Source organism: Mycobacterium sp. Aquia_216, assembly GCF_026723865.1.
In the GTDB taxonomy this organism is placed as follows: Bacteria; Actinomycetota; Actinomycetes; order Mycobacteriales; family Mycobacteriaceae; genus Mycobacterium.
Genome location: NZ_CP113529.1, coordinates 3,813,569 through 3,836,227 on the forward strand (window position 1 = coordinate 3,813,569; position 22,659 = coordinate 3,836,227).

Consider the following 22,659-nt stretch of genomic DNA (forward strand, 5'->3'; position numbering starts at 1 on the left):
GCAAAGGCTCCTGCAGAGTCTCCGAAGACGACGCGCCCGAGCGAATTTCCGCCCCGGGTAGAGTTCAACAACTACAAAGCGTCATACTTGCGGATGTGACGAGTGCTGTAGGGACCTCGGGGACTGCGATCACGTCTCGGGTGCATTCGCTGAATCGGCCCAATATGGTCAGTGTCGGCACCATAGTGTGGCTTTCCAGCGAGCTGATGTTCTTTGCTGGCCTGTTCGCGTTCTATTTCACGGCGCGGGCGCAGGCCGGTGGGAACTGGCCGCCGCCCCCCACCGAGCTGAATCTGTACCAGGCCGTGCCGGTGACGTTGGTGCTCATCGCGTCGTCGTTCACCTGCCAGATGGGCGTGTTCGCCGCCGAGCGCGGCGACGTCTTCGGCCTGCGCCGCTGGTACGTGATCACCTTCCTGATGGGGCTGTTCTTCGTCCTCGGGCAGGGCTACGAGTACTTCCACCTGGCTACCCACGGGACGACCATCCACGGCAGCGCCTACGGCAGCGTGTTCTATCTGGCCACCGGTTTCCACGGCCTGCACGTCACCGGCGGGCTGATCGCCTTCATCTTCCTGCTCGCCCGCACCGGAATGAGCAAGTTCACCCCGGCGCAGGCGACGGCCAGCATCGTCGTCTCCTACTACTGGCATTTCGTCGACATCGTGTGGATCGCGCTGTTCACCGTGATCTATTTCATCCGCTGAAGGCCGGCGCTTTCAAAGAGGAATGAACAGGAGTGCTCGGTTGAAGAAACTGGGATTCACCCGATCCCGCGGCCGCAAGCCGCAGAGCCAGCCGCGAAAAGAACAGTCGCGACGGCGGCTTCGCCGCCGGCTGTCGGGCGGCCTGCTGCTGATGATCGCGCTGACCATCTCCGGTGGGCTGGCCGCCGTGCTGACCCCTACTCCCCAGGTAGCCGTCGCCGACGAGTCGAACTCGGCACTGCTGCGTAACGGCAAGCAGCTGTTCGACACCTCGTGCGTGTCCTGCCACGGGGCCAATCTGCAAGGCGTGCCCGACCACGGGCCCAGCCTGATCGGCGTCGGCGAGGCGGCCGTCTACTTCCAAGTCTCCAGCGGCCGGATGCCGGCCATGCGCGGCGAGGCGCAGGCACCGCGTAAAGCGCCGATCTTCGACGAGGCCCAGATCGACGCGATCGGAGCATTCGTGCAGGCCAACGGCGGTGGCCCCACCGTGGTGCGCAACCCCGACGGCAGCATCGCGATGCACTCGCTGCGCGGCACCGACCTGGGCCGCGGCGGTGATCTCTTCCGTCTCAACTGCGCGTCGTGCCACAACTTCACCGGTAAGGGCGGGGCGCTGTCGTCGGGCAAGTTCGCGCCCGATCTGGGTGAGGCCAACGAGCAGCAGATCCTGACCGCGATGCTGACCGGCCCGCAGAACATGCCGAAGTTCGCCGACCGGCAGCTTTCCTTCGAGGCCAAGAAGGACATCATCGGCTACGTCAAGAGCGTCACCGAGGAGCGTTCGCCGGGCGGCTATGGCCTCGGCGGGTTCGGACCCGCACCCGAGGGCATGGCGATGTGGATCATCGGGATGGTCGCCGCCATCGCGTTGGCACTGTGGATTGGGGCGCGAGCATGAGTGACCCGGAAATCACGGAGGGCACCGGCACGCCCCGCGAGCCTGACGAGGCGGCGCTGGCCGCGATGTCCAACCAGGAACTGCTCGTCCTGGGCGGCAAGATCGACGGGGTCGAGACCGTTTTCAAGGAGCCTCGCTGGCCGGTCGAGGGCACGAAGGCCGAAAAGCGCGCCGAGCGCGGCGTTGCCCTGTGGCTTTTGCTGGGCGGCGGTTTCGGGCTGGCGCTGCTGCTGATCTTCTTGTTCTGGCCGTGGGAGTACAAGTCGAACGAGGAGTCCGGCAACTTCCTCTACTCGCTGGCCACCCCGCTGTACGGCCTGACCTTCGGGGCGTCCGTCCTGTCGATCGCGATCGGCGCGATCCTCTACCAGAAACGGTTTATCCCGGAAGAGATTTCGATTCAGGACCGCCATGACGGCGCCTCCCGTGACCTCGACCGCAAGACGGTCGTGGCCAACCTGACCGACGCGTACCAGACGTCGACGATCGGCCGCCGCAAGCTGATCGGTGCGTCCTTCGGCCTGGGCATGGGGGCGTTCGGCCTCGGCACCTTGGTGGCGTTTGCCGGCGGCCTGATCAAGAACCCGTGGAAGCCGGTCGTGCCCACCGCCGACGGTCTGAAAGCAGTGCTGTGGACGTCGGGCTGGACCCCGCGCTTCCACGGCGAGACGATCTATCTGGCGCGCTCGACCGGAGCCACCAGCGGGGCGCCGTTCGTCAAGATGCGCCCCGAGGACATCGACGCCGGCGGCATGGAGACCGTGTTCCCGTGGCGGGAGTCCGACGGCGACGGCACCACTGTGGAGTCCCACGAAAAGCTGAACGAGATCAAGATGGGCGTCCGTAATCCCGTGATGCTCATCCGTATTCGGCCCACCGACATGCCCCGCGTGGTCAAACGACAGAACCAGGAGAGCTTCAACTTCGGCGAGTTCTTCGCGTTCACCAAGGTCTGCTCACACCTGGGCTGCCCGTCGTCGCTCTACGAGCAGCAGTCCTACCGAATCCTGTGCCCCTGCCACCAGTCGCAGTTCGACGCTTTGCACTTCGCCAAGCCGATCTTCGGCCCGGCCGCCCGTGCGTTGGCGCAACTGCCCATCACCATCGACTCGAACGGGTATCTGGTTGCCAACGGTGACTTCATCGAGCCCGTCGGACCGGCATTCTGGGAGAGGACGACAACATGAGTCCGAAACTAAGTCCCCCGAAGATCGGCGATGTCCTGGCCCGCCAAGGCGAGGACATCGATTCGCGGTATCACCCGTCGGCGGCAGTGCGCAGACAGCTCAACAAGGTCTTTCCCACGCACTGGTCGTTCCTGCTCGGTGAGATCGCGATGTACAGCTTCTTCGTGCTGCTGATCACCGGCGTGTACCTGACGCTGTTCTTCGACCCGTCGATGGTCGACGTCACCTACAACGGTGTCTACCAGCCGCTGCGCGGCGTCGAGATGTCGCGGGCCTACCAGTCGGCGCTCGACATCTCCTTCGAAGTCCGCGGCGGCCTGTTCGTCCGCCAAATCCACCACTGGGCCGCCTTGATGTTCTCCGCGTCGATCATGGTGCACCTGGCGCGCATCTTCTTCACCGGCGCGTTCCGCCGGCCGCGCGAGGCGAACTGGGTCATCGGCTCGCTGCTGCTGATCCTGTCCATGTTCGAGGGCTACTTCGGCTACTCGCTGCCGGACGACCTGCTGTCGGGCATCGGGCTGCGGGCCGCGCTCTCCTCGATCACGCTGGGCATGCCGGTGATCGGAACCTGGCTGCACTGGGCCCTGTTCGGCGGCGACTTCCCCGGCACCATCCTGATTCCGCGGATGTACGCGCTGCACATCCTGCTGATCCCCGGCATCATCCTGGCCCTGATCGGGATGCACCTGGCCATGGTGTGGTTCCAGAAGCACACCCAGTTCCCCGGCCCGGGCCGCACCGAGCACAACGTCGTCGGCGTGCGGGTGATGCCGGTGTTCGCGGTCAAGTCCGGCGCATTCTTCGCCGCGATCGTCGGTGTGCTCGGCCTGATGGGTGGCCTGCTACAGATCAACCCGATCTGGAACCTGGGGCCCTACAAGCCATCTCAGGTGTCGGCCGGATCGCAGCCCGACTTCTACATGATGTGGACGGAAGGCCTGGCCCGTATCTGGCCGCCCTGGGAGTTCTACTTCTGGCACCACACCATCCCCGCGGTGGTCTGGGTGGCGATTCTGATGGGCGTGGTTTTCGGTCTGCTGGTCGTCTACCCGTTCCTGGAGAAGCGGTTCAGCGGCGACAACGCCCACCACAACCTGCTGCAGCGGCCGCGGGATGTCCCGGTTCGCACCTCGATCGGCGCGATGGCGATCGCCTTCTACATGCTGCTGACGCTCTGCGCGATGAACGACATCATCGCGTTCACGTTCCACATCTCGCTGAACGCGACGACGTGGATCGGGCGCATCGGCATGGTGATCCTGCCGCCGTTCGTCTTCTTCGTCTCCTATCGCTGGTGTGTTGGACTGCAACGCAGCGACCGTGCGGTGCTCGAGCACGGCGTCGAGACCGGCATCATCAAGCGGCTGCCGCACGGTGCCTACGTCGAGCTGCACCAGCCGCTCGGTCCGGTCGACGATCACGGCCACCCGATTCCGCTGGAGTACCAGGGCGCGCCGGTGCCGGTGAAGATGAACAAGCTGGGCTCGGCCGGTTCGCCGGGTAGCGGCAGCTTCCTGTTCGCCGACCCGCCGTCCGAGGACGCCGCCCTGCGCGAGGCGGCTCACGCCTCCGAGCAACGCGCCCTGACCGCGCTACGCGAACGCCAAGACAGCACCAACGGGTCCGCGAACGGCGAGCACTAGCTAGCGCCAGCCGGGTCGCGTTGCTGTTGGGCGGCCCGCAGGATTGAGCCGGCGGTCACAAATGCCGGCTTGTCGCGGTCGGCCACACCGACCGGCAAATTGGCGGCGCACCGCAGCACCATCAGGGCAAGCGCGCTGTACGTCGCATAGGGAATGATCAGCAGGTTGACGCAAGCATCTTCGCCGTTGATGGTCATGACGTGCTGCCGCTTGTGTTCCCATCCCGGCCAATTGAGGTCGGGTGGCCGTTGCAGCGGTTGCCAGTTGACGTTGATCGAAGTCACGGCTCCCAACATGGGATTCAGGATCGCGACGAGGTCAGGCAATTCGTTGGTGATGCGGTCGGCGCGTGGCCACCACGCGCCGTCGATGGCGCGGCCAAGCTCACGAGCCACCGATAGCCGGACGGGATTGGCTCGGCCCCGACCGCCGAACGGACGGCTCATCGCAGATGTCGCCGGCCCGCGATGGTGAGGGCTGCGCAATTCACGGGCTGGTTCCCTTCGCCGTCGGCATCGCCCTCACCGGTGGAGGGCGGCGGAGTAGGTGTCATCCGCGCCGACGCGGTGGACGCCCGCTGGACAACGAAAGCAAAACTCACGCTTGACGGTACGCCACGAGCAGGCGGCTACCGATCCGCCCTCTCGGTAATGAACGTGGACGGCGGGATTGCACGTAGTGTGAGGGCAACGGAAGTGGGGATGCCAAACAAAATGATGGCGATACAAGACTGGAGCGACGCACCCGAGATTCATCCCTCGCAGATTCGGGTCGGTGACGTCATCGGCACGTTGGTCCCCACCCGTCTGCGGTACACGGTCAAGATGATTGGCGCGCCGCAGAATAGTCCGGGAAAATGGACATTTTTCTGCCGTGACGACGGTGGCTTGCAGTACACCAGCACGTTCCGGGAGAACGAGTTGGTCCGCCGGTACGCCAAGGCCTCCTGACGACGGCTGAGGCCCTAGATCACTTCGCGGCAACCTCGCGGCGTAGCTGCCGGACGAAGAGCCACTCGACCGCCGGCATCGCCGCCGTGCCGACCCCGGCCAGCCCGTAGCCGACCCAGGACGGCCCGTCGTGGCCGACGGCCATCGAGTAGGTCGCCGCGGCAACCGCAATCAGCGCGATGCCCATGATGCCGGTCAAAATGACGGTGCCGCGCAACCAGATTCGGTCCACGGCCTCGCCGGACCACTCCCCGGCCGCGTCCGCCGCCTGAGCGCGCCGGGGGCGTACCCGCTCGACCACGGTGCGCGCGGCGGGCGGTCTGGTCGACGGGCGTCCCTGCAGCGCCGTCGAACGAACGACCGGCGGTTCGGCCTTGGTCATGCGGCGGGCCCGCAGCAGCACCGGGACGGCCCCCGCGATGATCAACGCGGACACGATGATGACGGCGTAGAGCACCCACGGCGTGCTGTGCGCGTTCCCGGCCGCGCTGTGGAAGCCCCGGCCCAGATCGGCCAGCGCGACGGCAGCGGCCACGCTGACCCCCAGCAACAGCAGCCAGATCGCCGCGCACGCACCCAGCAGAATCCGATCGATGACATCCGGCGGAACGGCGTCGGACCCGCGTCGGTACGCGGAGTATCTGCTGACCATCAGCAGCTCGTCTGCGGCTGGTCGGTGTTGTTCGACGACAGCACCGTTCCGTCGCTGGTGGTGATCGAACAATTGAGCCTGCTGACCCGGAAAAGGCTGGACGCCTGGACGGAGCCGACGTCGGATTGCGAGATCGGTGTGACCGTCATCGACCACGGGATGTACACGTTGTGCTGGGTGCGCGACCGGCCGGAGGCGTCGACGTAGGTCACCGAAATGATGTCGCCCGGTGCCTTGGTACCGGTCACCGAATAGGTGACCTGTCGCGGACCGGCCGGTGTCGTCGGCGGCGGAGGCGCCGGCGGCGGGGCCGCGGTGGCCGACGTCGTGGCGGGCGGCGCGGTGGTGGGCGCCGGTGGTGGCGGCGGAGGCGGAGGCGGTGGCGTCACCGTCACGGTCTGGGTCTCCGTAGCTGTCGGGGGCGGTGGTGGTTCGGTGGTAGGCGGCGGTGGCGGGGGCTTGGTCGTGGTGATTTCGTCCTGCACCGGCGGCGTCGATGAGGTGCTGGTGCCAGGATTGGCAAGTTTGTTGGTGTCATTGCGCGCGAACAACAGTGACACCGACACCACGAGCGCGATCGCAGCCACGATGGCGGCGACGCCGACCACCCACGGCCAGCGAGGAGCGGAGTCGCCATCGTCGTCGTCGTCATCGGGTGCGTCGTCGTAGCTCTCGTAGTCGTAGAGTCCCAGGTCGGCCGGTACATACGGCCCACTGATGAAATGCTCGGACTCGGGTGCGGAGTAGGCGCGCGAATAGGCGTCCGTCTCTCCGGTTCGGTCCGCCGCCGCTATTGCGCCGCTGTCGCCTAACGGTTCGAGTTCGCGATCGGAATGCAATTCGCCGTCGTGCTCGTCGGCCGGTTCCAATTCGTCGTCGGGATCGCTGACGGAATTCGGTTCGTGGTGGAGCTCACTGGCGGAATCGGATTCTTCGGGTTCCCATCCCGGGGGTTTCGGCCCGCTCATGTCTGCCTGCCCTGTCCAACTGCATCACCTGCGCACGGGGCTTGAGGCGTACGTCGTGCCACGCGTGCTCGGGAGATTCTCATGTGCCTGCGCAAACCCTACCGAACCGAGCAGCGCAAAGAAGTCGGGGCAAACGGGCGACGGCTCAACTGATGCCCGGATTGTTACCTTTGAGACGCAAATCAGTGCTTCTCCGGGCCTACGTAGTACTCAAAGACCAATCCCGCGGCCGAAGCAAGGATGAACACCACGCCGGCGAAGATCAGCCACGGCAGCCAGAGCGCGATGCCGACAGCGGCCACCGAACCCGACAACGCGAGCATCAGCGGCCACCAGCTGTGCGGCGCGAAGAATCCCAATTCCCCTGCACCGTCGCTGATTTCAGCTCCCTCGTAGTCCTCGGGTCGGGTGTCGAGACGACGAGCCACGAACCGGAAAAAGGTAGCCGTGATCAGCGCCAGGCCGCCGGTCAGCGCCAACGCGGTGGTGCCCGCCCACTCTTCACCGCCGGTGGCGAACAGCGCGGTCAGCACGCCGTAGAGCACCGCGCAGAACACGAAGAACGCGGCGCAGAATTCGAACAGCCTCGCTTCGATATGCATTGCGTGTCCTAACCTACTGGTTGGGTCAGTTCGCCGCGGCGGGTCTCGAACGGATGGGTGGTCACCGCTAGCGGGGCCTGGGCGATCGCCTGCAACGCTTGGGCGTTCGTCTTTCCGTCGATCCGTTGCTGCAAATAGGCCTTGAAGTCATTGGGCTCAACCACTCGGACCTCGAAGTTCATCATCGAGTGATACGTGCCGCACATCTCCGCGCAGTGCCCGACAAATGCCCCGGTCTTGGTGATCTCTTCGACCTGGAACACGTTGACAGAGTTGTTTTGCTTCGGGTACGCCATCACATCGCGCTTGAAGAGGAATTCCGGTACCCAGAAAGCGTGGATGACATCAGCTGAATTCAATTGGAATTCGATGCGCTTGCCGGCCGGCAGCACCAGGATCGGAATTTCCTCGGGGGTCCCCAGGGTTTCGACCTTGTCGAAGTTCAGGTAGGTCCGGTCCTCGGTGTTGATTCCGCGTACCGGCCCGACGCGCTCTTCGCCGTGCTCGTCTTTGCCCTCCGGCTTGGAGACCATCGCCTTTTTGCGGGCGTCGTCGGCACCCTCGTAGCTCAGCGTGCCGTCCTTGAAGTTGACGCGCTGATAGCCGAACTTCCAGTTCCACTGGAAGGCCGTGACGTCAATCACAACCTCGGGGTTCTTGTCCAGGTGCAGCATCTTCTCCTGGACGACAACCGTGAAGTAGAACAGCACCGAGATGACCAGGAACGGCGTCACCGTGAGCACCAGCTCCAGCGGCATATTGTAGCCGAACTGGCGCGGGAGCTCGGTGTCGGTGGCCTTCTTCCGGTGGAAAGCCGCCGACCAGAAGATCAGGCCCCACACGATCACACCGACGACCAGCGAAGCGATCACCGCGCCGATCCACAGTTCGCGGTTGACGTGCGCCTGCGGCGTGATGCCCTCGGGCCAGCCCAGAGCAAACACCGTTTGCCAGCTGCATCCGCTGAGGGTGACCGCCAGTATCGCCAGCGTCCCGGCCAGCGCCAGCGGTCGAAATATGCCCTGCGACAAACGCTGCGAACGGAACTGCCCGCCGGGTGTCACCTTGGCGCCTCCTGCTCGAATGTCGAATACTACGCAGCGTAGACCACGCCGCTCAGCCCGGCGACTAAACCCCGGCCCGTCAGCCGCCGCGTCGTCGCGAGCCGGCCCGGTGCGGCGCCCCCAAGCATCGCCGAAGTGCGGCATACTGAGGCGCCGTGTGTGGACTCCTGGCCTTTGTCGCGGACCCGGCCAGCCTGGACAACCGGGCGGCCGGCCCCGGCTCAAGCAGCACCGATGACGCCATCACCCGCTCGTTGCGCCTGATGCGCCACCGCGGGCCCGACGAGCCCGGCGGGTTGTTCGACCCGGACATGGACGGCGCACCAGGAAAAGTCATGTTCGGCTTCAACCGGCTGTCCTTCATCGACATCGCGCACTCGCATCAGCCGCTGCGCTGGGGGCCCCCCGAGGCCCCCGACCGCTACGTCCTGGTGTTCAACGGCGAGATCTACAACTACCTCGAGCTGCGCGCCGAACTGGCCGCCCAGCACGGCGCCGCCTTCGCCACCGACGGGGACGGCGAGGCCATCGTCGCCGGCTACCACCACTGGGGCGCCGCCGTGTTGACACGGCTGCGCGGGATGTTCGCCTTCGCGCTGTGGGACACCGTCACCCGCGAATTGTTCTGCGCCCGCGACCCTTTCGGGATCAAGCCGCTGTTCATGGCGACCGGCAGCGGCGGCACGGCGGTGGCCAGTGAGAAGAAATGCCTGCTGGATCTGGCCGATCTGGTGGGTTTCGACACCGCGATCGACACCCGAGCCGTCCAGCACTACACCGTCCTGCAGTACGTGCCGGAGCCCGAGACGCTGCACCGCGGGGTGCGCCGGCTCGAATCGGGCTGCTACGCGCGGATCCGGCCCGGGTTGGCACCGCAGATCACGCGCTACTTCGTGCCGCGGTTCGCCGCAGTGCCGTTGACCCGCGACACCGAGCAGGCGCGCTACGACGAGATCACCGCGGTGCTCGAGGATTCGGTGGCCAAGCACATGCGCGCCGACGTCACCGTCGGGGCGTTCCTGTCCGGCGGCATCGACTCCACCGCCATCGCGGCGCTGGCCATCCGGCACAACCCCCGGCTGATCACCTTCACCACCGGATTCGAGCGGGAGGGATTCTCCGAGGTCGACGTCGCGGTGGCCTCAGCGGAGGCGATCGGCGCCCGCCACATCGCCAAGGTGGTCAGCCCGGGCGAGTTCGTCGCCGCGCTGCCCGAGATCGTGTGGTACCTCGACGAGCCGGTGGCCGACCCCGCACTGGTCCCGCTGTTCTTCGTCGCGCGCGAGGCCCGCAAACACGTCAAGGTGGTGCTCTCCGGCGAAGGCGCCGACGAGCTGTTCGGCGGCTACACGATCTATCGAGAGCCGTTGTCGCTCAAGCCCTTTGACTATCTGCCCCGGCCGCTGCGGCGTTCGGTGGGCAAGATGAGCAAACCGCTGCCCCAGGGCATGCGCGGCAAGAGCCTGCTGCATCGGGGTTCGCTGACCCTCGAGGAGCGCTACTACGGCAACGCCCGCAGCTTCTCGGACGCGCAGCTGCGCGACGTGCTGACCGGGTTCCGCGAGGAGTGGACGCATACCGACGTGACGGCGTCGGTGTACGCCGAGTCGACGGGGTGGGACCCGGTCGCCCGGATGCAGCACGTCGACCTGTTCACCTGGCTGCGCGGCGACATTCTGGTCAAGGCCGACAAGATGACGATGGCCAACTCGCTGGAGCTTCGGGTGCCGTTCCTGGATCCGGAGGTATTCGCCGTCGCGTCCCGATTACCCGTCGAGGCGAAGATCACCCGGACGACCACCAAGTACGCGCTGCGGCGAGCATTGGAACCCATCGTCCCCGCGCACGTGCTGCACCGGCCCAAACTCGGGTTTCCGGTGCCCATCCGGCATTGGCTGCGCGCCGGCGAACTGCTGGAGTGGGCCTACGCGATGGTGGACGCCTCGCAGACCGGATACCTGGTCGACGCCGCCGCCGTGCGCCGGATGCTCGACGAACACCGAAGCGGCGTCACCGACCACAGCCGCCGGCTGTGGACGGTGCTGATCTTCATGCTCTGGCACGCGATCTTCGTCGAGCACACCGTGGTGCCCCAGATCAGCGAGCCCGTGTACCCGGTGCAGCTCTAGCGTGCCCGCCGTGAATGTCGTGCGCGCCGTGAATGTCGCCGTGAATGTAACGCCACGGCGAAAAATCGCGCCGCAAACAGCAATGGCGTTACATTCGCGAAGCGAAGCGGGCTTAGGTCGGGTTAGACCAGCACCGCGGCGATCTCGGCGGCGGCCTCGTCACCGTAGGCGTCCGCCAGCCGGGTCTTGGCGACGTCGCGGTCCCACGTCCACTCCTGCGTACCGGTCGACTCCAGCACCAGCACCGCCACCAGCGAGCCCAGCTGGGCCGCACGCTCCAGGCTCAGCCCGGCGCTGCGGCCGGTGAGGAAGCCGGCCCGGAACGCGTCGCCGACGCCGGTCGGGTCGGTGAGGCTGTTCTCCGGCACCACGCCGACGTGGGTGGTGGTGCCGTCACGATCGACGATGTCCACGCCCTTGGCGCCCAGCGTGGTCACCCGCAGGCCGACCTTCTCCAGCACGTCGGCCTCTGACCAGCCGGTCTTGTTGAGCAGCAACTCCCACTCGTAGTCGTTGGTGAACAGGTAGGCCGCACCCTCGATCAGCTTGTTGATCTCTTCCCCGGACAGGCGGGGCAGCTGCTGCGACGGGTCGGCGGCGAACTCCAAGCCGAGCTTCCGGCACTCCTCGGTGTGCACGACCATCGCGTCGGGGTCGTTGGCCCCGATGATGACCAGGTCCGGCTTACCCACCGACGACACGACGTCGGACAGCTTGATGTTGCGGGCCTCCGACATGGCGCCCGGGTAGAACGACGCGATCTGGGCCATGTCCTCGTCGGTCGTGCAGGTGAACCGGGCGGTGTGCGCGGTCTTGGAGATCAGCACGTTCTCGCAGTTGACCCCGTGGCGCTCCAGCCATTCGCGGTATTCGCCGAAATCGTCGCCGGCCGCACCGACCAGCGCGACGTCACCGCCCAGCACACCGATGGCGAAGGCGATGTTGCCCGCCACGCCGCCGCGATGAATCACCAGGTCGTCGACCAGGAAGCTGAGCGAAACCTTCTGTAGATGCTCGGCCAGCAGATGCTCGGAAAACCGGCCAGGGAAACGCATCAGATTGTCGGTCGCAATCGAACCGGTCACCGCGATCGTCACGAAATCTCCACCCTTCATTGGTAAGCGCGTCCAGCCTACCCACGCGTTTCGACCGACGTTGCGTCCGCGGTCGGCGAAAGGGGGTGCGCTAGCCTCCCTAGGGAACTCACTCAAGTCGCCGGGACCGAATACCCGGGCGGTACCCGCTCGTGGTCTCGTCTACCACCGTAGGAGAACGACAATGGGCGGTCCCCACTCGCCGAACCACGCTGTCGGCGGCGATGGACCCGCGCCCTACAGCGAGCCGGTCGACTTCCCGCACGATCCCCCGGTCGGCGACACCGCCTACGCGCCCGGGCCAGCCCACGAACCGCCGCCGGGCGGATACCCCGGCCCGCCGCCGGGGTATGCGAAGCGGCGCTCACCGCGGCGGGTGATCATCGGGGTGGTGGCGGCCATCACACTGGTCGCCGCGCTGACGGCGGCGATCGTCTACGGGGTGCGCACCAATGGGGCCAATACCGGTGCCGCGTTCTCCGAGACATCGGCCAAAACCGCGATTCAGGGCTATCTGGACGCGCTGGAGAGCCGCAACACCGAGGAGATCGCCCGCAACGCGCTCTGCGGCCTGTATGACGGCGTGCGCGACAGGCGTTCCGACCAGGCGCTGGCCAAGTTGAGCAGCGACGCGTTCCGCAAGCAGTTTTCGAAGGTCGAGCTGACCTCGGTCGACAAGATCGTCTACTTGTCGCAGTACCAGGCTCAGGCGCTGTTCACGATGCAGGTTTCGCCTGCCACCGGCGGCCCGCTGCGCGGTCAGGTCCAAGGCGTCGCGCAGCTGCTGTTCCAGCGCGGCGACATCTTGGTGTGCTCGTACGTGCTGCGTACCGGGGGCTCGTACTAAGCGCCCGGTGCTAGCCGTTGCGGGTCAGTTGAAGGAGTCCCCGCAGGCGCACGAACCGGTGGCGTTGGGGTTGTCGATGGTGAAGCCCTGCTTCTCGATGGTGTCCACGAAGTCGATCGACGCGCCTTGCACGTAGGGCGCGCTCATCCGGTCCACCGTCAGCTTCACACCACCGAAGTCCGCGGTCAGGTCGCCGTCCAGCGCGCGGTCGTCGAAGAACAGGTTGTAGCGCAGGCCAGCGCATCCGCCCGGCTGCACCGCGATACGCAGCGCCAGGTCGTCGCGTCCCTCTTGGTCCAGCAGGGACTTCGCCTTGGTGGCGGCGGCCTCGGTCAGGATTACGCCGTGGGTGGTCGTGGCGCTCGACTCGTTTTGCACCGTCATTGCTTCTCCTACATGCCTGTTGTTGGGTAGGTGCCCGGGCACCCGAGCCACTCGGGTAAAACCCAATGTCTCAACGGTACCTCGCGGGACCGCTATTCCCGAGCCGCGCCGCCACCTGTGACGCTAATCCCATCAGCTGATTTGCCGCGTCGGCCAGTGCCAATCCCACCGAGCCGGCGTACTCGGCCATGGACAGCGCGGACATGATGCCCGCCGTGCGCACCGCGGTTTTCTCCAGACCGACCTGCCCGGCCAGCACGATCACCGGAATCCCCAGCGGGCCGGCCGCGGCCGCGAGCGACCCGACCACCTTCCCGTGCAGCGACTGCTCGTCGAACTTGCCCTCACCGGTGACGATCATGTCTGCCGTCTCGAGGTCCTCCTCCAAGTGGGTGTGCTCGGCGATGATCTCGGCGCCGTACTCGCAGCGGCCTCCGAGCGCGAGCAGACCCGCGCCGATCCCCCCGGCGGCGGCGGCCCCGGGTTCGGAGCTGACGTCACGTCCGGCCGCCGCTTCCAGTTGCAGCGCCCACGCCTCGAGGCGGACTTCCAGTGCCGCGACGGTGGCCGTGTCGGCGCCCTTCTGCGGCCCGAACACCCTGGCCGCACCCCAGGGCCCCACCAGCGGATATTCGGTGTCCGCGGCCGCGATGAGCTCGACGTCGGCCAACTGCCGCCGAGCGACTTCCAGGCCGCCCAGCTCGGCGATCATGCCCTGCCCGCCGTCGGTGCACGCGCTGCCGCCGAGCCCGACCACGATCCGCCTCGCCCCGCACCGCAGCGCTTCGGCGATGAGCTGTCCGACTCCCCTGCTGTGCGCCGTCAGCGCCGTCTCCGGGTCGGCCGGACGGCCGAGTAATCCCGTGCCGCAGGCCTGCGCACACTCCAGGTACGCGGTCGCCGACGCCGCGTCCCACACCCATTCCGCATCCACCGTCGTGTCCATCGGCCCGGAGACCTCGACGGATCGCTTCTCCCCCACTCGATTGGCCAGCACGTCGACGAAACCCGGGCCGCCGTCGGACTGCGGGGCAACGATGAACTGGTCGCCCGGACGCGACCGACCCCAGCCGGTCGCGATAGCGGCGGCAGCTTCTACCGCCGAAAGACTGTCGCCGTAGCAATCCGGGGCCACCAGCACCCGCATAGCCGGCAACTGCAATCGACCCGGAGAAAGACCAGTGGCTACATCGTCCGAGGCCATCGAGCCGTTGTCCATCACCCGTAGCCGTTCATCACTGTTAAGGGTAGGTCCAACTAACCTGCGGCCGCAGAGCTATCGCGATGCCTGACGGGGTCATTCGGAAACCGGGTCGGCCGCGAAGTAACCTGGCGGTTGTGAAGTTGTTGGGCCGTAAGAAAACCCATGCGCAGGTCCCGGACGGCGACCTCGTGGCACCGGCCACCTCCGATGCCGCCTCGGATGCGGCGTCTCGCGCGGCACGCCGGACCGACCCCAAGGGCCGGCCCACGCCCAAGCGCGAAGCCGCCCGACGGAATGCGAAGAAGGGGCCCGTTGCCCCGGCACCCAAGACCGCCGCCGAGGCGCGGGCTCGCCGCAAAACCTTGGCCGGCCCCAAACTCAGCCGCGAGGAGCGCAAAGCCGAGCGCACTGCCGGCCGGGCCCGGATGACCGATCGCCGGGAACGCATGCTGGCCGGTGACGAGGCATACCTGCTGCCACGCGACCAGGGTCCGATCCGCCGCTATGTGCGCGACGTGGTGGATTCCCGGCGCAACGTGCTCGGCCTGTTCATGCCGTCGACGCTGGCCCTGCTCTTCGTGATGTTCGCCGTTCCGCAACTGCAGCTGTTCATCTCGCCCGCAATGCTGGTGATTACTGTGGTCATGGGCATCGACGGCGTGATCCTGGGCCGCAAGGTCAGCAAGCTGGTCGACGCGAAATTCCCGAGCAACACCGAAAGCCGTTGGAAGCTTGGGCTTTATGCGGCCGGTCGGGCTTCCCAGATGCGCCGGATGCGGGCTCCCCGGCCCCAGGTCGAGCGCGGCAGCCGTGTCGACTGACCGTTGCCGCAAAGCTTTCTGACCCCAGTGCGCACCCTGGTGCTCGGCGGGATCAGGTCGGGCAAGTCCCGCTGGGCCGAGGAGGCCATCGCCAGGTCCCTTCCCCCCGGCCAGCCGGTCCGTTACCTGGCGTCGGGCCCCGGCGGCCAGGATGATGCGGACTGGGCACACCGGGTCGCCACACACCGCGACCGTCGGCCCGCGCACTGGTCGACAGTCGAAACTCAGGACATCACAAGCGAATTACGGCGGTCGCCAAATACCCCGACGCTGGTCGACGACCTCGGCGCCTGGCTGACCGGCACGCTGGATCGCCACCACGCATGGGAGAACGGCTCGGTCGCCGCGCCGATCGACGAAATGGTCGGCGCGGTCGCCGCATTTGAATCGACGCTGGTGCTCGTCAGTCCAGAGGTGGGGCTGACCGTGGTGCCCGCCACCGCGTCGGGCCGCCGGTTTGCCGACGAGCTGGGTTCGGTCAACCAACGCGTCGCGGCACTGTGCGAGCAGGTGGTGTTGGTGATGGCCGGTCAGCCGGTGTCGATCAAACCGTCAGGGAGATAATGGAATTCGCGCCGATCTCGTCGCCCGACGCGACCACCGCCGCGGCTGCCCGCGCGCGTCAGGACAGCCTGACCAAGCCGCGTGGCGCCCTGGGCCGCCTCGAGGACCTGTCCGTCTGGATCGCGTCGTGCCAGGGGCATTGCCCGCCACGGCAGTTCGAGCGCGCCCGGGTGGTGGTGTTTGCCGGTGACCATGGCGTGGCCCGCTCCGGGGTGTCGGCGTATCCGCCGGAGGTGACCGCCCAGATGGTCGCCAACATCGACGCCGGTGGGGCGGCGATCAACGCGCTGGCCGCGATCGCGGACGCGACGGTGCGGATCGCCGATCTGGCGGTGGACGGCGAGCCGCTCTCGGAGCAGATCGGCGCCCACAAAGTGCGGCGGGCCAGCGGCGATATCGCGGTACAGGACGCGTTGAGCGACGAGGAGACGGCCCGGGCGATCGCGGCGGGCCAGCGCATCGCCGACGAAGAGGTCGACGCGGGCGCCGACTTGCTCATCGCCGGCGACATGGGTATCGGAAACACCACCGCGGCGGCGGTTCTGGTGGCGGCGCTGACGAATGCCGAGCCGGTCGCCGTGGTCGGCTTCGGCTCCGGAATCGACGACGCCGGCTGGGCCCGCAAGACGGCCGCGGTCCGCGATGCGCTTTTCCGGACGCGACCGGTACTGCCCGACCCGGTCGCGGTGCTGCGCTGTTGCGGTGGCGCGGATCTGGCCGCGATGGCCGGCTTTTGCGCACAAGCCGCGGTGCGGCGCACCCCGCTGCTGCTCGACGGCATGGCGGTGACGGCCGCCGCGCTGGTCGCCGAACGCCTGGCACCGGGCGCACGACAGTGGTGGCAGGCGGGCCACCGCTCTACCGAACCGGGTCATGCGCTGGCCCTGACCGCGCTGGAGTTGGACCCGATCCTGGACCTGCGCATGCGGCTGGGCGAGGGCAGCGGCGCGACGCTCGCGCTGCCGGTGCTGCGGGCCGCGGTCGCCACGCTGTCGTCGATGGCGACGTTCACCGAGGCCGGTGTCGCCGCCCGGCCCGACGATGCGCTACCTTCCCCGTGATTCGTTCGGTGGCAACGGCTTTCGCATTCGGAACGGTCTTGCCCGTGCCGGCCGTACCCGACGCGCCGATGGGCCGTGGCGCCATGACCGCGCTGCCGGTGGTCGGCACAGCCTTGGGAGCCCTGGCGGCGGGCATCAGCTGGGGCGCCTCGCTGGCCTTCGGTGTGTCCAGCCCGCTGCCGGGATTGCTGGCGGTGGCAGTGCTTTTGCTCGCCACCCGCGGACTGCACATCGACGGCGTCGCGGATACGGCCGACGGGCTGGGCTGCTACGGGCCGCCGCCACGCGCACTGGCGGTGATGCGCGACGGGTCTACGGGACCGTTCGGCGTCGCGGCCGTCGTGCTGGTAATCATGGTGCAGGGATTGGCATTTTCGGCGCTCTGCGCGACCTGGCGGCATGGGCTCCCCGCGATCGTCGTGGCGGTCGCCGCCGGCCGGGTGAGCGCGGTGCTGGCCTGCCGCCGTTCGGTGCCGGCGGCCGGCGGAAGCGCCCTGGGCGCCCAGGTCGCCGGTACTCAACCGATCCCGGTCGTCGCCGGCTGGATCGTGGTGCTGGTTGGGGTTTCGCTGGTAGCGGGTCCGCGACCGTGGCAGGGGCCGGCCGCGGTGCTGCTGGGGGTGTGCTTCGGCGCGGTGCTGGTCGGGCACTGCGTGCGCCGCTTCGGCGGCATCAGTGGCGACGTGCTGGGCGCGGCGATCGAGCTGACCACGACGGTCAGCGCGGTGACGCTTGCGGCGCTGGTCCGCTTCTAGCCGGGCGCACTCAGGCCGAGTGTGCGGCTGGCCGCGCACTCGGTGCCGAACGTGAAGCTGGCCGCACACTCGCCAGCCGTGTACCTAGCCCAGCCGGGACATCCAGCCGTGCGTGTCGGCGAAGGTACCGCGCTGGATGCCGGTCAGTGTGTCGCGCAGCGCCATCGTCACTTCGCCCGGTTCACCATCGGCGATGGTGAACTCGGTGTCGGCGTACTTCACCCGCGCGACCGGCGTGATGACCGCGGCAGTACCACACGCGAATACCTCGGTGATCTCCCCCGCGGTGGCCTTCTTCTGCCACTCGTCGATATCGATCTTGCGCTCTTCGACCGTGAACCCGGCATCAAGTGCCAACTGCAGCAACGAATCCCGGGTAATGCCGGGCAGCAGCGAGCCGGACAGCTCCGGGGTGACCAGCCGCGAGGTGCCGCCGCTGCCCAGCACGAAGAACAGGTTCATGCCGCCCATCTCTTCGACGAAGCGACGCTCGACGGCGTCCAGCCAAACCACTTGGTCGCAACCGTTTTCCGCGGCTTCGGCCTGAGCCACCAGCGACGCGGCATAGTTGCCGCCGAACTTGGCCGCACCGGTGCCGCCGGGGCAGGCCCGCACGTAATCCGTTGACACCCAGACGTCGACGGGGTTGATGCCGTTTTTGAAGTACGCGCCGGCCGGTGAACCGATCAGCAGGTACCGGTAGTGCTTGGCCGGCCGTACCCCCAGTCCCGGTTCCGTCGCAAAGATGAACGGCCGCAGATAAAGTGCCTCTTCGCCGCCCGCGCGCGGCACCCAGGCGTTGTCGACAGCGATGAGCTGGCGCAGGGATTCCAGGAAGATGTCGGCGGGCAGTTCGGGTATCGCGATCCGCCGGGCCGACGAGCGCATCCGGGCGGCGTTGGCGTCCGGGCGAAACGACACAACGGAGCCGTCGGCCCACCGGTATGCCTTCAGCCCCTCGAACACCTCCTGCGCGTAGTGCAGCACGATCGCCGATGGATCCAGCTGAATCGGGCCGTACGGAACCACCCGCGCGTTGTGCCAGCCCTGGGCCTCGTCGTAGTCGACTGAGACCATGTGGTCGGTGAAGAATCTGCCGAAACCGGGGTCGGCCAGGATGGAGTCACGTTCAACGCCCGAAGCGGGATTAGGCGCGCGTTGAACGGTGAACTCGAGAAGGCCGCTCGTCATGCGCCGATTGTATATGCGCGCACCAACCGGTTTCTGCCCCCTGAACCGGCGGCGGCTAGCGGGTTTTCAGCTCGACGAACGGCGGACGCACCACTTCGCACTCCGCGGCGCGGCCGCGGACGTCGACGGTGATCTGCTGGCCGTCTTCGACCCCCGCGTCGGTGTCGATCAATGCGAGAGCAATGCCCGACTGCAACGTCGGCGAGAACGTCCCGGATGTGGTGACCCCGACCGGCTTATCCCCAACAAGCACCGTCTGCGCGGGCCGCAGCACACCGCGGCCCGACATCCGCAGACCCCGCAGCAGCCGTCGCGGCCCCGCCGCCTTCTCGGCCAGCAGCGCATCTCGGCCGAAGAATGCGTCCTTCTTCCAGCCGATCGCCCAGCCGCATCGGGCCTGCAGCGGCGAGATGTCGAGCGACAACTCGTGCCCGTGCAGCGGGTAACCCATCTCGGTGCGCAGCGTGTCGCGGGCACCCAGGCCGGCCGGTTCGCCGCCCGCGTTCGACACCGCCGTCACCAGCGCGTCGAACACCACGCCCGCGGTGTCCCAGGGCGGCAGCAGTTCGTAGCCGTGCTCGCCCGTGTACCCGGTGCGGCAGACCCGCACCGGCACCGAAGAGAAGGTGGCATCGGCATAGGCCATGTAATCCATGTCGGTCGGCAGGCCCAGCTCGCCGAGCACGTCGGTCGATCGCGGTCCCTGCACCGCCAGCACCGCGTAGTTGCGATGCTCGTTGGTGATCGTCAGGCCGGCGGGTGCATTGGTGGTCTGGAAGGCCTGCAGCGCCTCGACCACCGCGGCGGTGTTGGCGGCATTGGGCACCAGGAAGATTTCGTCGTCGTCGACGTAGTAGGCGATCAGGTCGTCGATGACGCCACCGGATTCCGTGCAGCACAGTGTGTATTGCGCCTTGCCCGGCGCGATCCGGTCCAGGTCGTTGGTCAGCGCGGAGTTGACGAACTCGGCAGCGCCCGGACCGCGGATCAGCGCCTTGCCGAGGTGGCTGACGTCGAACAGGCCCACGGCGTTGCGCGTTGCGTTGTGCTCGCTGACCGTGCCCGCATAGGACACCGGCATCAGCCAGCCGCCGAACTCGGCGAAATTGGCGCCCAACTCGCGATGGCGGTCTTCCAGTGGTCCCTTGAGTAGCTCCGGCGCATCGCTCACGCCATCCGACCCTAATCGTCACCCCTACCTGGCACACTCAGGTGGGTGGCCGATCTCCTGGACTTCGAGGCGCTAGAGGCCGCCGGGGTGGCCAACGCGCGCGAGCGGGCCGACCTGATCAAGTATCTGGACGACCTTGGCTTCACGACCGACGAGATGGTGGAAGCCGAACTGCGCGGCCGGCTGTTCGGCCTGGCCGGCGACGTGCTGTCCTGGTCGGGACGGCCGATCTACACGTTGCAGACCGCGGCCGACGAACTCGGGATCGCGGCCGAGGACGTCGCGCGCGCCTGGGCTTTACTCGGCCTGACCGTCGCCGGTCCCGATATTCCGGTGTTGAGCCAGGCCGACGTCGACGCCCTGGCCACCTGGCTGGCACTCAAGACCGTGGTCGGCCAGGACGGCGCATTGGGCCTGCTGCGGGTACTGGGCGCCGCGATGGCCCGGCTCGCCGAAGCCGAGGCGACGATGATCCGCGCCGGGACGCCGGACATCCAGATGACTCACACCCGCGATGAACTCGCCACCGCGCAGGCCTACCGGTCGGTCGCCGAGTTCATCCCCCGACTCGGTGCACTGATCGACATCGTGCACCGCCATCACCTGACCAGCGCTCGAACGCATTTCGAGGGTGTCCTTCGCGACACGTCCTCGGCCGTGGTGTGCGGTGTCGGCTTCGCGGATCTGTCCGGCTTCACCGCGCTGACGCAGGCACTGACGCCGGCGGAGTTGTCGCACATGCTCAACGAGTTCGCCGGCACCGTCTCCGACGTGGTACATGCCGACGGCGGCCGGATAGTGAAGTTCATCGGCGACGAGGTGATGTGGGTGAGTTCGGCGCCCGAGGCGCTGGTGCGGGCGGCGGTTGATCTCGTCGAGCACCCCGCGGCGCGCGAGGAGGGGCTACAGGTCCGCGCCGGGCTGGCATTCGGCACGGTGGTGGCCATCAACGGCGACTACTTCGGCAACCCGGTCAACCTGGCCGCCCGACTCGTGGCCGCCGCGGCGCCGGAACAGATCCTGGCCACCACCGAGCTGCGTGACAGGTTGCCGGAGTGGCCCGCGGTCGCGCGAGGCCCGTTGACACTCAAGGGTTTTGACGCTCCGGTCGCCGCGTTCGATCTGCACGCGGGGACGTAGCCGACCTAACCCCTACCCCGGTGACTAGGGTTATTACGCGTGAGTACCGAACCGGGATACCAGGCTCCTTCCGTCACTGTCGCCACGTCGCTGCCGAAACGTGGTGTGGGTTCGTCGGTATTGCTCGTGCCGGTCGTCTCGACCGGTGACGAAGACCGGCCGGGCGCGACCGTTGTCTGCGCCGAGCCCTTCCTGTCCACCGAAGCCGTCGCCGACATCGAAGCCGGCCTGCGGGCGCTGGACGCCACCGGCGGCAGTGAACAGGTACACCGGCTCGTCATACCGTCGCTTCCGGTGGCCAGCGTGCTCACGATCGGCCTGGGCAAGCCGCAATCCGAATGGCCCGCCGATACCATCCGGCGGGCCGCCGGGGTAGCCGCGCGCTCGCTGGGCAAGGCCGAAGCGGTGATCACCACGCTCGCCGAGCTGCCCGGCGAGGGCGTCGGCTCCGCCGCGGTCGAAGGGCTGATCCTGGGCAGCTACCGGTTCACCGCCTTCCGCAGCAGCAAGACCGCGCCCAAAGACCAAGGGCTGGGCAAAATCACCGTGCTCGCCTCGGACAAACAAGGGGCCAAAGAGGCCAAGCAGCAGAGCGAACACGGTGCGGCCGTCGCGACCGCGGTCGCCACCGCGCGCGACTTCGTCAACACCCCGCCCAGCCACCTGTATCCCGCCGAATTCGCCAAGCGCGCAAGGGCTTTAGGGGAATCTGTGGGCCTTGAAGTGGAGATACTGGACGACAAGGCGCTGCAAAGAGCCGGCTACGGCGGCATTGTCGGTGTAGGACAGGGCTCGTCGCGGCCCCCGCGGCTGGTGCGGTTGATCCACCGCGGTTCGAAGCTGGCCAAGAAACCGAAACAGGCCCGCAAGGTTGCGCTGGTCGGCAAAGGCGTCACGTTCGACACCGGCGGCATCTCGATCAAGCCGGCCGCCTCGATGCATCACATGACCTCGGACATGGGCGGTGCCGCCGCCGTGATCGCGACCGTCACGCTGGCCGCGCAGCTCGAGCTGCCGATCGACGTGATCGCCACCGTGCCGATGGCCGAGAACATGCCGTCGGCGACCGCGCAGCGGCCCGGCGACGTGCTCACCCAGTACGGCGGGATCACCGTCGAGGTGCAGAACACCGACGCCGAGGGCCGACTGATCCTGGCCGATGCCATCGTGCGCGCATGTGAAGACAACCCGGACTATTTGATCGAGACGTCCACGCTGACCGGCGCACAGACGGTGGCGCTGGGCGCCCGCATCCCCGGGGTGATGGGCAGCGACGAGTTCCGCGACCGGGTCGCGGCGATCTCGCAGGCCGAGGGCGAGAACGGTTGGCCGATGCCGCTGCCCGACGACCTCAAGGACGACCTGAAGTCCCAGGTAGCCGACCTGTCCAACATCAGTGGCCAGCGCTTCGCCGGCATGCTGGTGGCCGGGGTGTTCCTGCGCGAATTCGTCGCCGACGGCGTGCAGTGGGCGCACATCGACGTGGCCGGTCCGGCCTTCAACACCGGCAGCCCGTGGGGGTACTCGCCGAAAGGCTCCACCGGGGTTCCGACCCGGACGATGTTCGCCGTGCTGGAAGACATCTGCGAAAAGGGCTAGGGAACGGCGCGGCGCGGTAAGC

The 22,659-nt window shown here is 67.4% G+C and carries 23 protein-coding genes; 13 read left to right on the top strand and 10 right to left on the bottom strand.

What is annotated here, in order from left to right:
- The first annotated feature begins 95 nt into the window (after positions 1–95).
- Genes ctaE through qcrB form a run of 4 tightly spaced genes read left to right on the top strand, consistent with a single transcriptional unit; the run spans position 96 to position 4,441 of the window.
- Complete coding sequence (gene ctaE, locus OK015_RS17815; RefSeq protein ID WP_268124975.1) at positions 96–707, top strand: aa3-type cytochrome oxidase subunit III; 612 nt, start codon at positions 96–98, stop codon at positions 705–707.
- 40 nt (positions 708–747) lie between these two features.
- On the top strand, positions 748–1,608 hold the full coding sequence (gene qcrC / locus OK015_RS17820) for a cytochrome bc1 complex diheme cytochrome c subunit (RefSeq protein ID WP_268124977.1): 861 nt from the start codon (positions 748–750) through the stop codon (positions 1,606–1,608).
- Positions 1,605–2,795 carry a cytochrome bc1 complex Rieske iron-sulfur subunit gene (gene qcrA / locus OK015_RS17825; RefSeq protein ID WP_268124979.1) on the top strand — a complete coding sequence of 397 codons (1,191 nt, stop codon included), beginning with the start codon at positions 1,605–1,607 and terminating at the stop codon, positions 2,793–2,795. Before qcrC ends, qcrA begins: the two co-directional genes overlap by 4 nt.
- A complete protein-coding gene (qcrB, locus tag OK015_RS17830; RefSeq protein WP_268124980.1) occupies positions 2,792–4,441 on the top strand; it encodes a cytochrome bc1 complex cytochrome b subunit in 1,650 nt (549 codons plus the stop codon). Before qcrA ends, qcrB begins: the two co-directional genes overlap by 4 nt.
- Here qcrB and OK015_RS17835 read toward each other — a convergent pair.
- Positions 4,438–4,887, bottom strand: coding sequence for a DUF5994 family protein (locus OK015_RS17835; protein ID WP_268124982.1), 450 nt, complete (start codon positions 4,885–4,887; stop codon positions 4,438–4,440). The genes qcrB and OK015_RS17835 overlap by 4 nt on opposite strands.
- 270 nt (positions 4,888–5,157) lie before the next feature.
- Here OK015_RS17835 and OK015_RS17840 point away from each other — a divergent pair, with 270 nt between their 5' ends.
- Complete coding sequence (locus tag OK015_RS17840) at positions 5,158–5,391, top strand: hypothetical protein (protein ID WP_268132861.1); 234 nt, start codon at positions 5,158–5,160, stop codon at positions 5,389–5,391.
- Positions 5,392–5,410: 19 nt separating this feature from the next.
- On the opposite strand, the gene OK015_RS17845 is transcribed toward OK015_RS17840, so the two are convergent.
- The 4 genes from OK015_RS17845 to ctaC all read right to left on the bottom strand — a co-directional run bounded on the left by OK015_RS17845 (position 5,411) and on the right by ctaC (position 8,677).
- On the bottom strand, positions 5,411–6,043 hold the full coding sequence (locus OK015_RS17845) for a DUF2561 family protein (RefSeq protein WP_268124984.1): 633 nt from the start codon (positions 6,041–6,043) through the stop codon (positions 5,411–5,413).
- A complete protein-coding gene (locus OK015_RS17850) occupies positions 6,043–7,011 on the bottom strand; it encodes an MmpS family transport accessory protein (RefSeq protein ID WP_268124986.1) in 969 nt (322 codons plus the stop codon). Before OK015_RS17850 ends, OK015_RS17845 begins: the two co-directional genes overlap by 1 nt.
- A gap of 182 nt (positions 7,012–7,193) precedes the next feature.
- Positions 7,194–7,613 carry a cytochrome c oxidase subunit 4 gene (locus OK015_RS17855; RefSeq protein ID WP_268124988.1) on the bottom strand — a complete coding sequence of 140 codons (420 nt, stop codon included), beginning with the start codon at positions 7,611–7,613 and terminating at the stop codon, positions 7,194–7,196.
- 8 nt (positions 7,614–7,621) lie between these two features.
- Positions 7,622–8,677: an aa3-type cytochrome oxidase subunit II gene (gene ctaC, locus OK015_RS17860; RefSeq protein ID WP_268124990.1), complete on the bottom strand. Its 1,056-nt coding sequence runs from the start codon at positions 8,675–8,677 to the stop codon at positions 7,622–7,624.
- A gap of 155 nt (positions 8,678–8,832) precedes the next feature.
- Between ctaC and asnB the strand changes: the two genes are divergently transcribed.
- Positions 8,833–10,806: an asparagine synthase (glutamine-hydrolyzing) gene (gene asnB / locus OK015_RS17865; RefSeq protein WP_268124992.1), complete on the top strand. Its 1,974-nt coding sequence runs from the start codon at positions 8,833–8,835 to the stop codon at positions 10,804–10,806.
- A gap of 122 nt (positions 10,807–10,928) precedes the next feature.
- Here the strand turns inward: asnB and OK015_RS17870 are convergent, their stop codons facing one another.
- Positions 10,929–11,903, bottom strand: a complete 975-nt coding sequence (locus OK015_RS17870; RefSeq protein WP_268124994.1) for a carbohydrate kinase family protein — start codon at positions 11,901–11,903, stop codon at positions 10,929–10,931.
- A 181-nt stretch (positions 11,904–12,084) separates the two neighbouring features.
- Here OK015_RS17870 and OK015_RS17875 point away from each other — a divergent pair, with 181 nt between their 5' ends.
- A complete protein-coding gene (locus tag OK015_RS17875) occupies positions 12,085–12,747 on the top strand; it encodes an Rv0361 family membrane protein (protein WP_268124996.1) in 663 nt (220 codons plus the stop codon).
- Between the two features lie 24 nt (positions 12,748–12,771).
- On the opposite strand, the gene OK015_RS17880 is transcribed toward OK015_RS17875, so the two are convergent.
- Positions 12,772–13,131, bottom strand: coding sequence for a HesB/IscA family protein (locus OK015_RS17880; protein ID WP_268124998.1), 360 nt, complete (start codon positions 13,129–13,131; stop codon positions 12,772–12,774).
- A 70-nt stretch (positions 13,132–13,201) separates the two neighbouring features.
- A complete protein-coding gene (locus tag OK015_RS17885) occupies positions 13,202–14,278 on the bottom strand; it encodes a glycerate kinase family protein (protein WP_268132863.1) in 1,077 nt (358 codons plus the stop codon).
- 191 nt (positions 14,279–14,469) lie between these two features.
- Between OK015_RS17885 and OK015_RS17890 the strand changes: the two genes are divergently transcribed.
- The 4 genes from OK015_RS17890 to OK015_RS17905 are packed head-to-tail and all read left to right on the top strand — an operon-like array spanning position 14,470 to position 17,536.
- Positions 14,470–15,156, top strand: a complete 687-nt coding sequence (locus OK015_RS17890; protein ID WP_442791128.1) for a DUF3043 domain-containing protein — start codon at positions 14,470–14,472, stop codon at positions 15,154–15,156.
- A 27-nt stretch (positions 15,157–15,183) separates the two neighbouring features.
- Entirely contained in the window at positions 15,184–15,720 is a 537-nt protein-coding gene (locus tag OK015_RS17895) for a bifunctional adenosylcobinamide kinase/adenosylcobinamide-phosphate guanylyltransferase (RefSeq protein WP_268125000.1), read from the top strand.
- Positions 15,717–16,781, top strand: a complete 1,065-nt coding sequence (gene cobT, locus OK015_RS17900) for a nicotinate-nucleotide--dimethylbenzimidazole phosphoribosyltransferase (RefSeq protein WP_268132867.1) — start codon at positions 15,717–15,719, stop codon at positions 16,779–16,781. The genes OK015_RS17895 and cobT overlap by 4 nt, the downstream gene beginning before the upstream one ends.
- Entirely contained in the window at positions 16,778–17,536 is a 759-nt protein-coding gene (locus tag OK015_RS17905) for an adenosylcobinamide-GDP ribazoletransferase (RefSeq protein ID WP_268125002.1), read from the top strand. The genes cobT and OK015_RS17905 overlap by 4 nt, the downstream gene beginning before the upstream one ends.
- A gap of 84 nt (positions 17,537–17,620) precedes the next feature.
- Here the strand turns inward: OK015_RS17905 and OK015_RS17910 are convergent, their stop codons facing one another.
- Together OK015_RS17910 and gcvT are read right to left on the bottom strand one after the other, a co-directional pair.
- Positions 17,621–18,727, bottom strand: a complete 1,107-nt coding sequence (locus tag OK015_RS17910) for a branched-chain amino acid aminotransferase (protein ID WP_268125004.1) — start codon at positions 18,725–18,727, stop codon at positions 17,621–17,623.
- 55 nt (positions 18,728–18,782) lie between these two features.
- Positions 18,783–19,898, bottom strand: a complete 1,116-nt coding sequence (gene gcvT / locus OK015_RS17915; RefSeq protein ID WP_268125007.1) for a glycine cleavage system aminomethyltransferase GcvT — start codon at positions 19,896–19,898, stop codon at positions 18,783–18,785.
- Between the two features lie 45 nt (positions 19,899–19,943).
- Here gcvT and OK015_RS17920 point away from each other — a divergent pair, with 45 nt between their 5' ends.
- Positions 19,944–21,038 (top strand): adenylate/guanylate cyclase domain-containing protein, encoded by a 1,095-nt coding sequence (locus tag OK015_RS17920; protein ID WP_268125009.1) that lies wholly within the window; start codon positions 19,944–19,946, stop codon positions 21,036–21,038.
- Positions 21,039–21,077: 39 nt separating this feature from the next.
- Positions 21,078–22,637: a leucyl aminopeptidase gene (locus OK015_RS17925; RefSeq protein ID WP_268125011.1), complete on the top strand. Its 1,560-nt coding sequence runs from the start codon at positions 21,078–21,080 to the stop codon at positions 22,635–22,637.
- Positions 22,638–22,659: the final 22 nt, after the last annotated feature.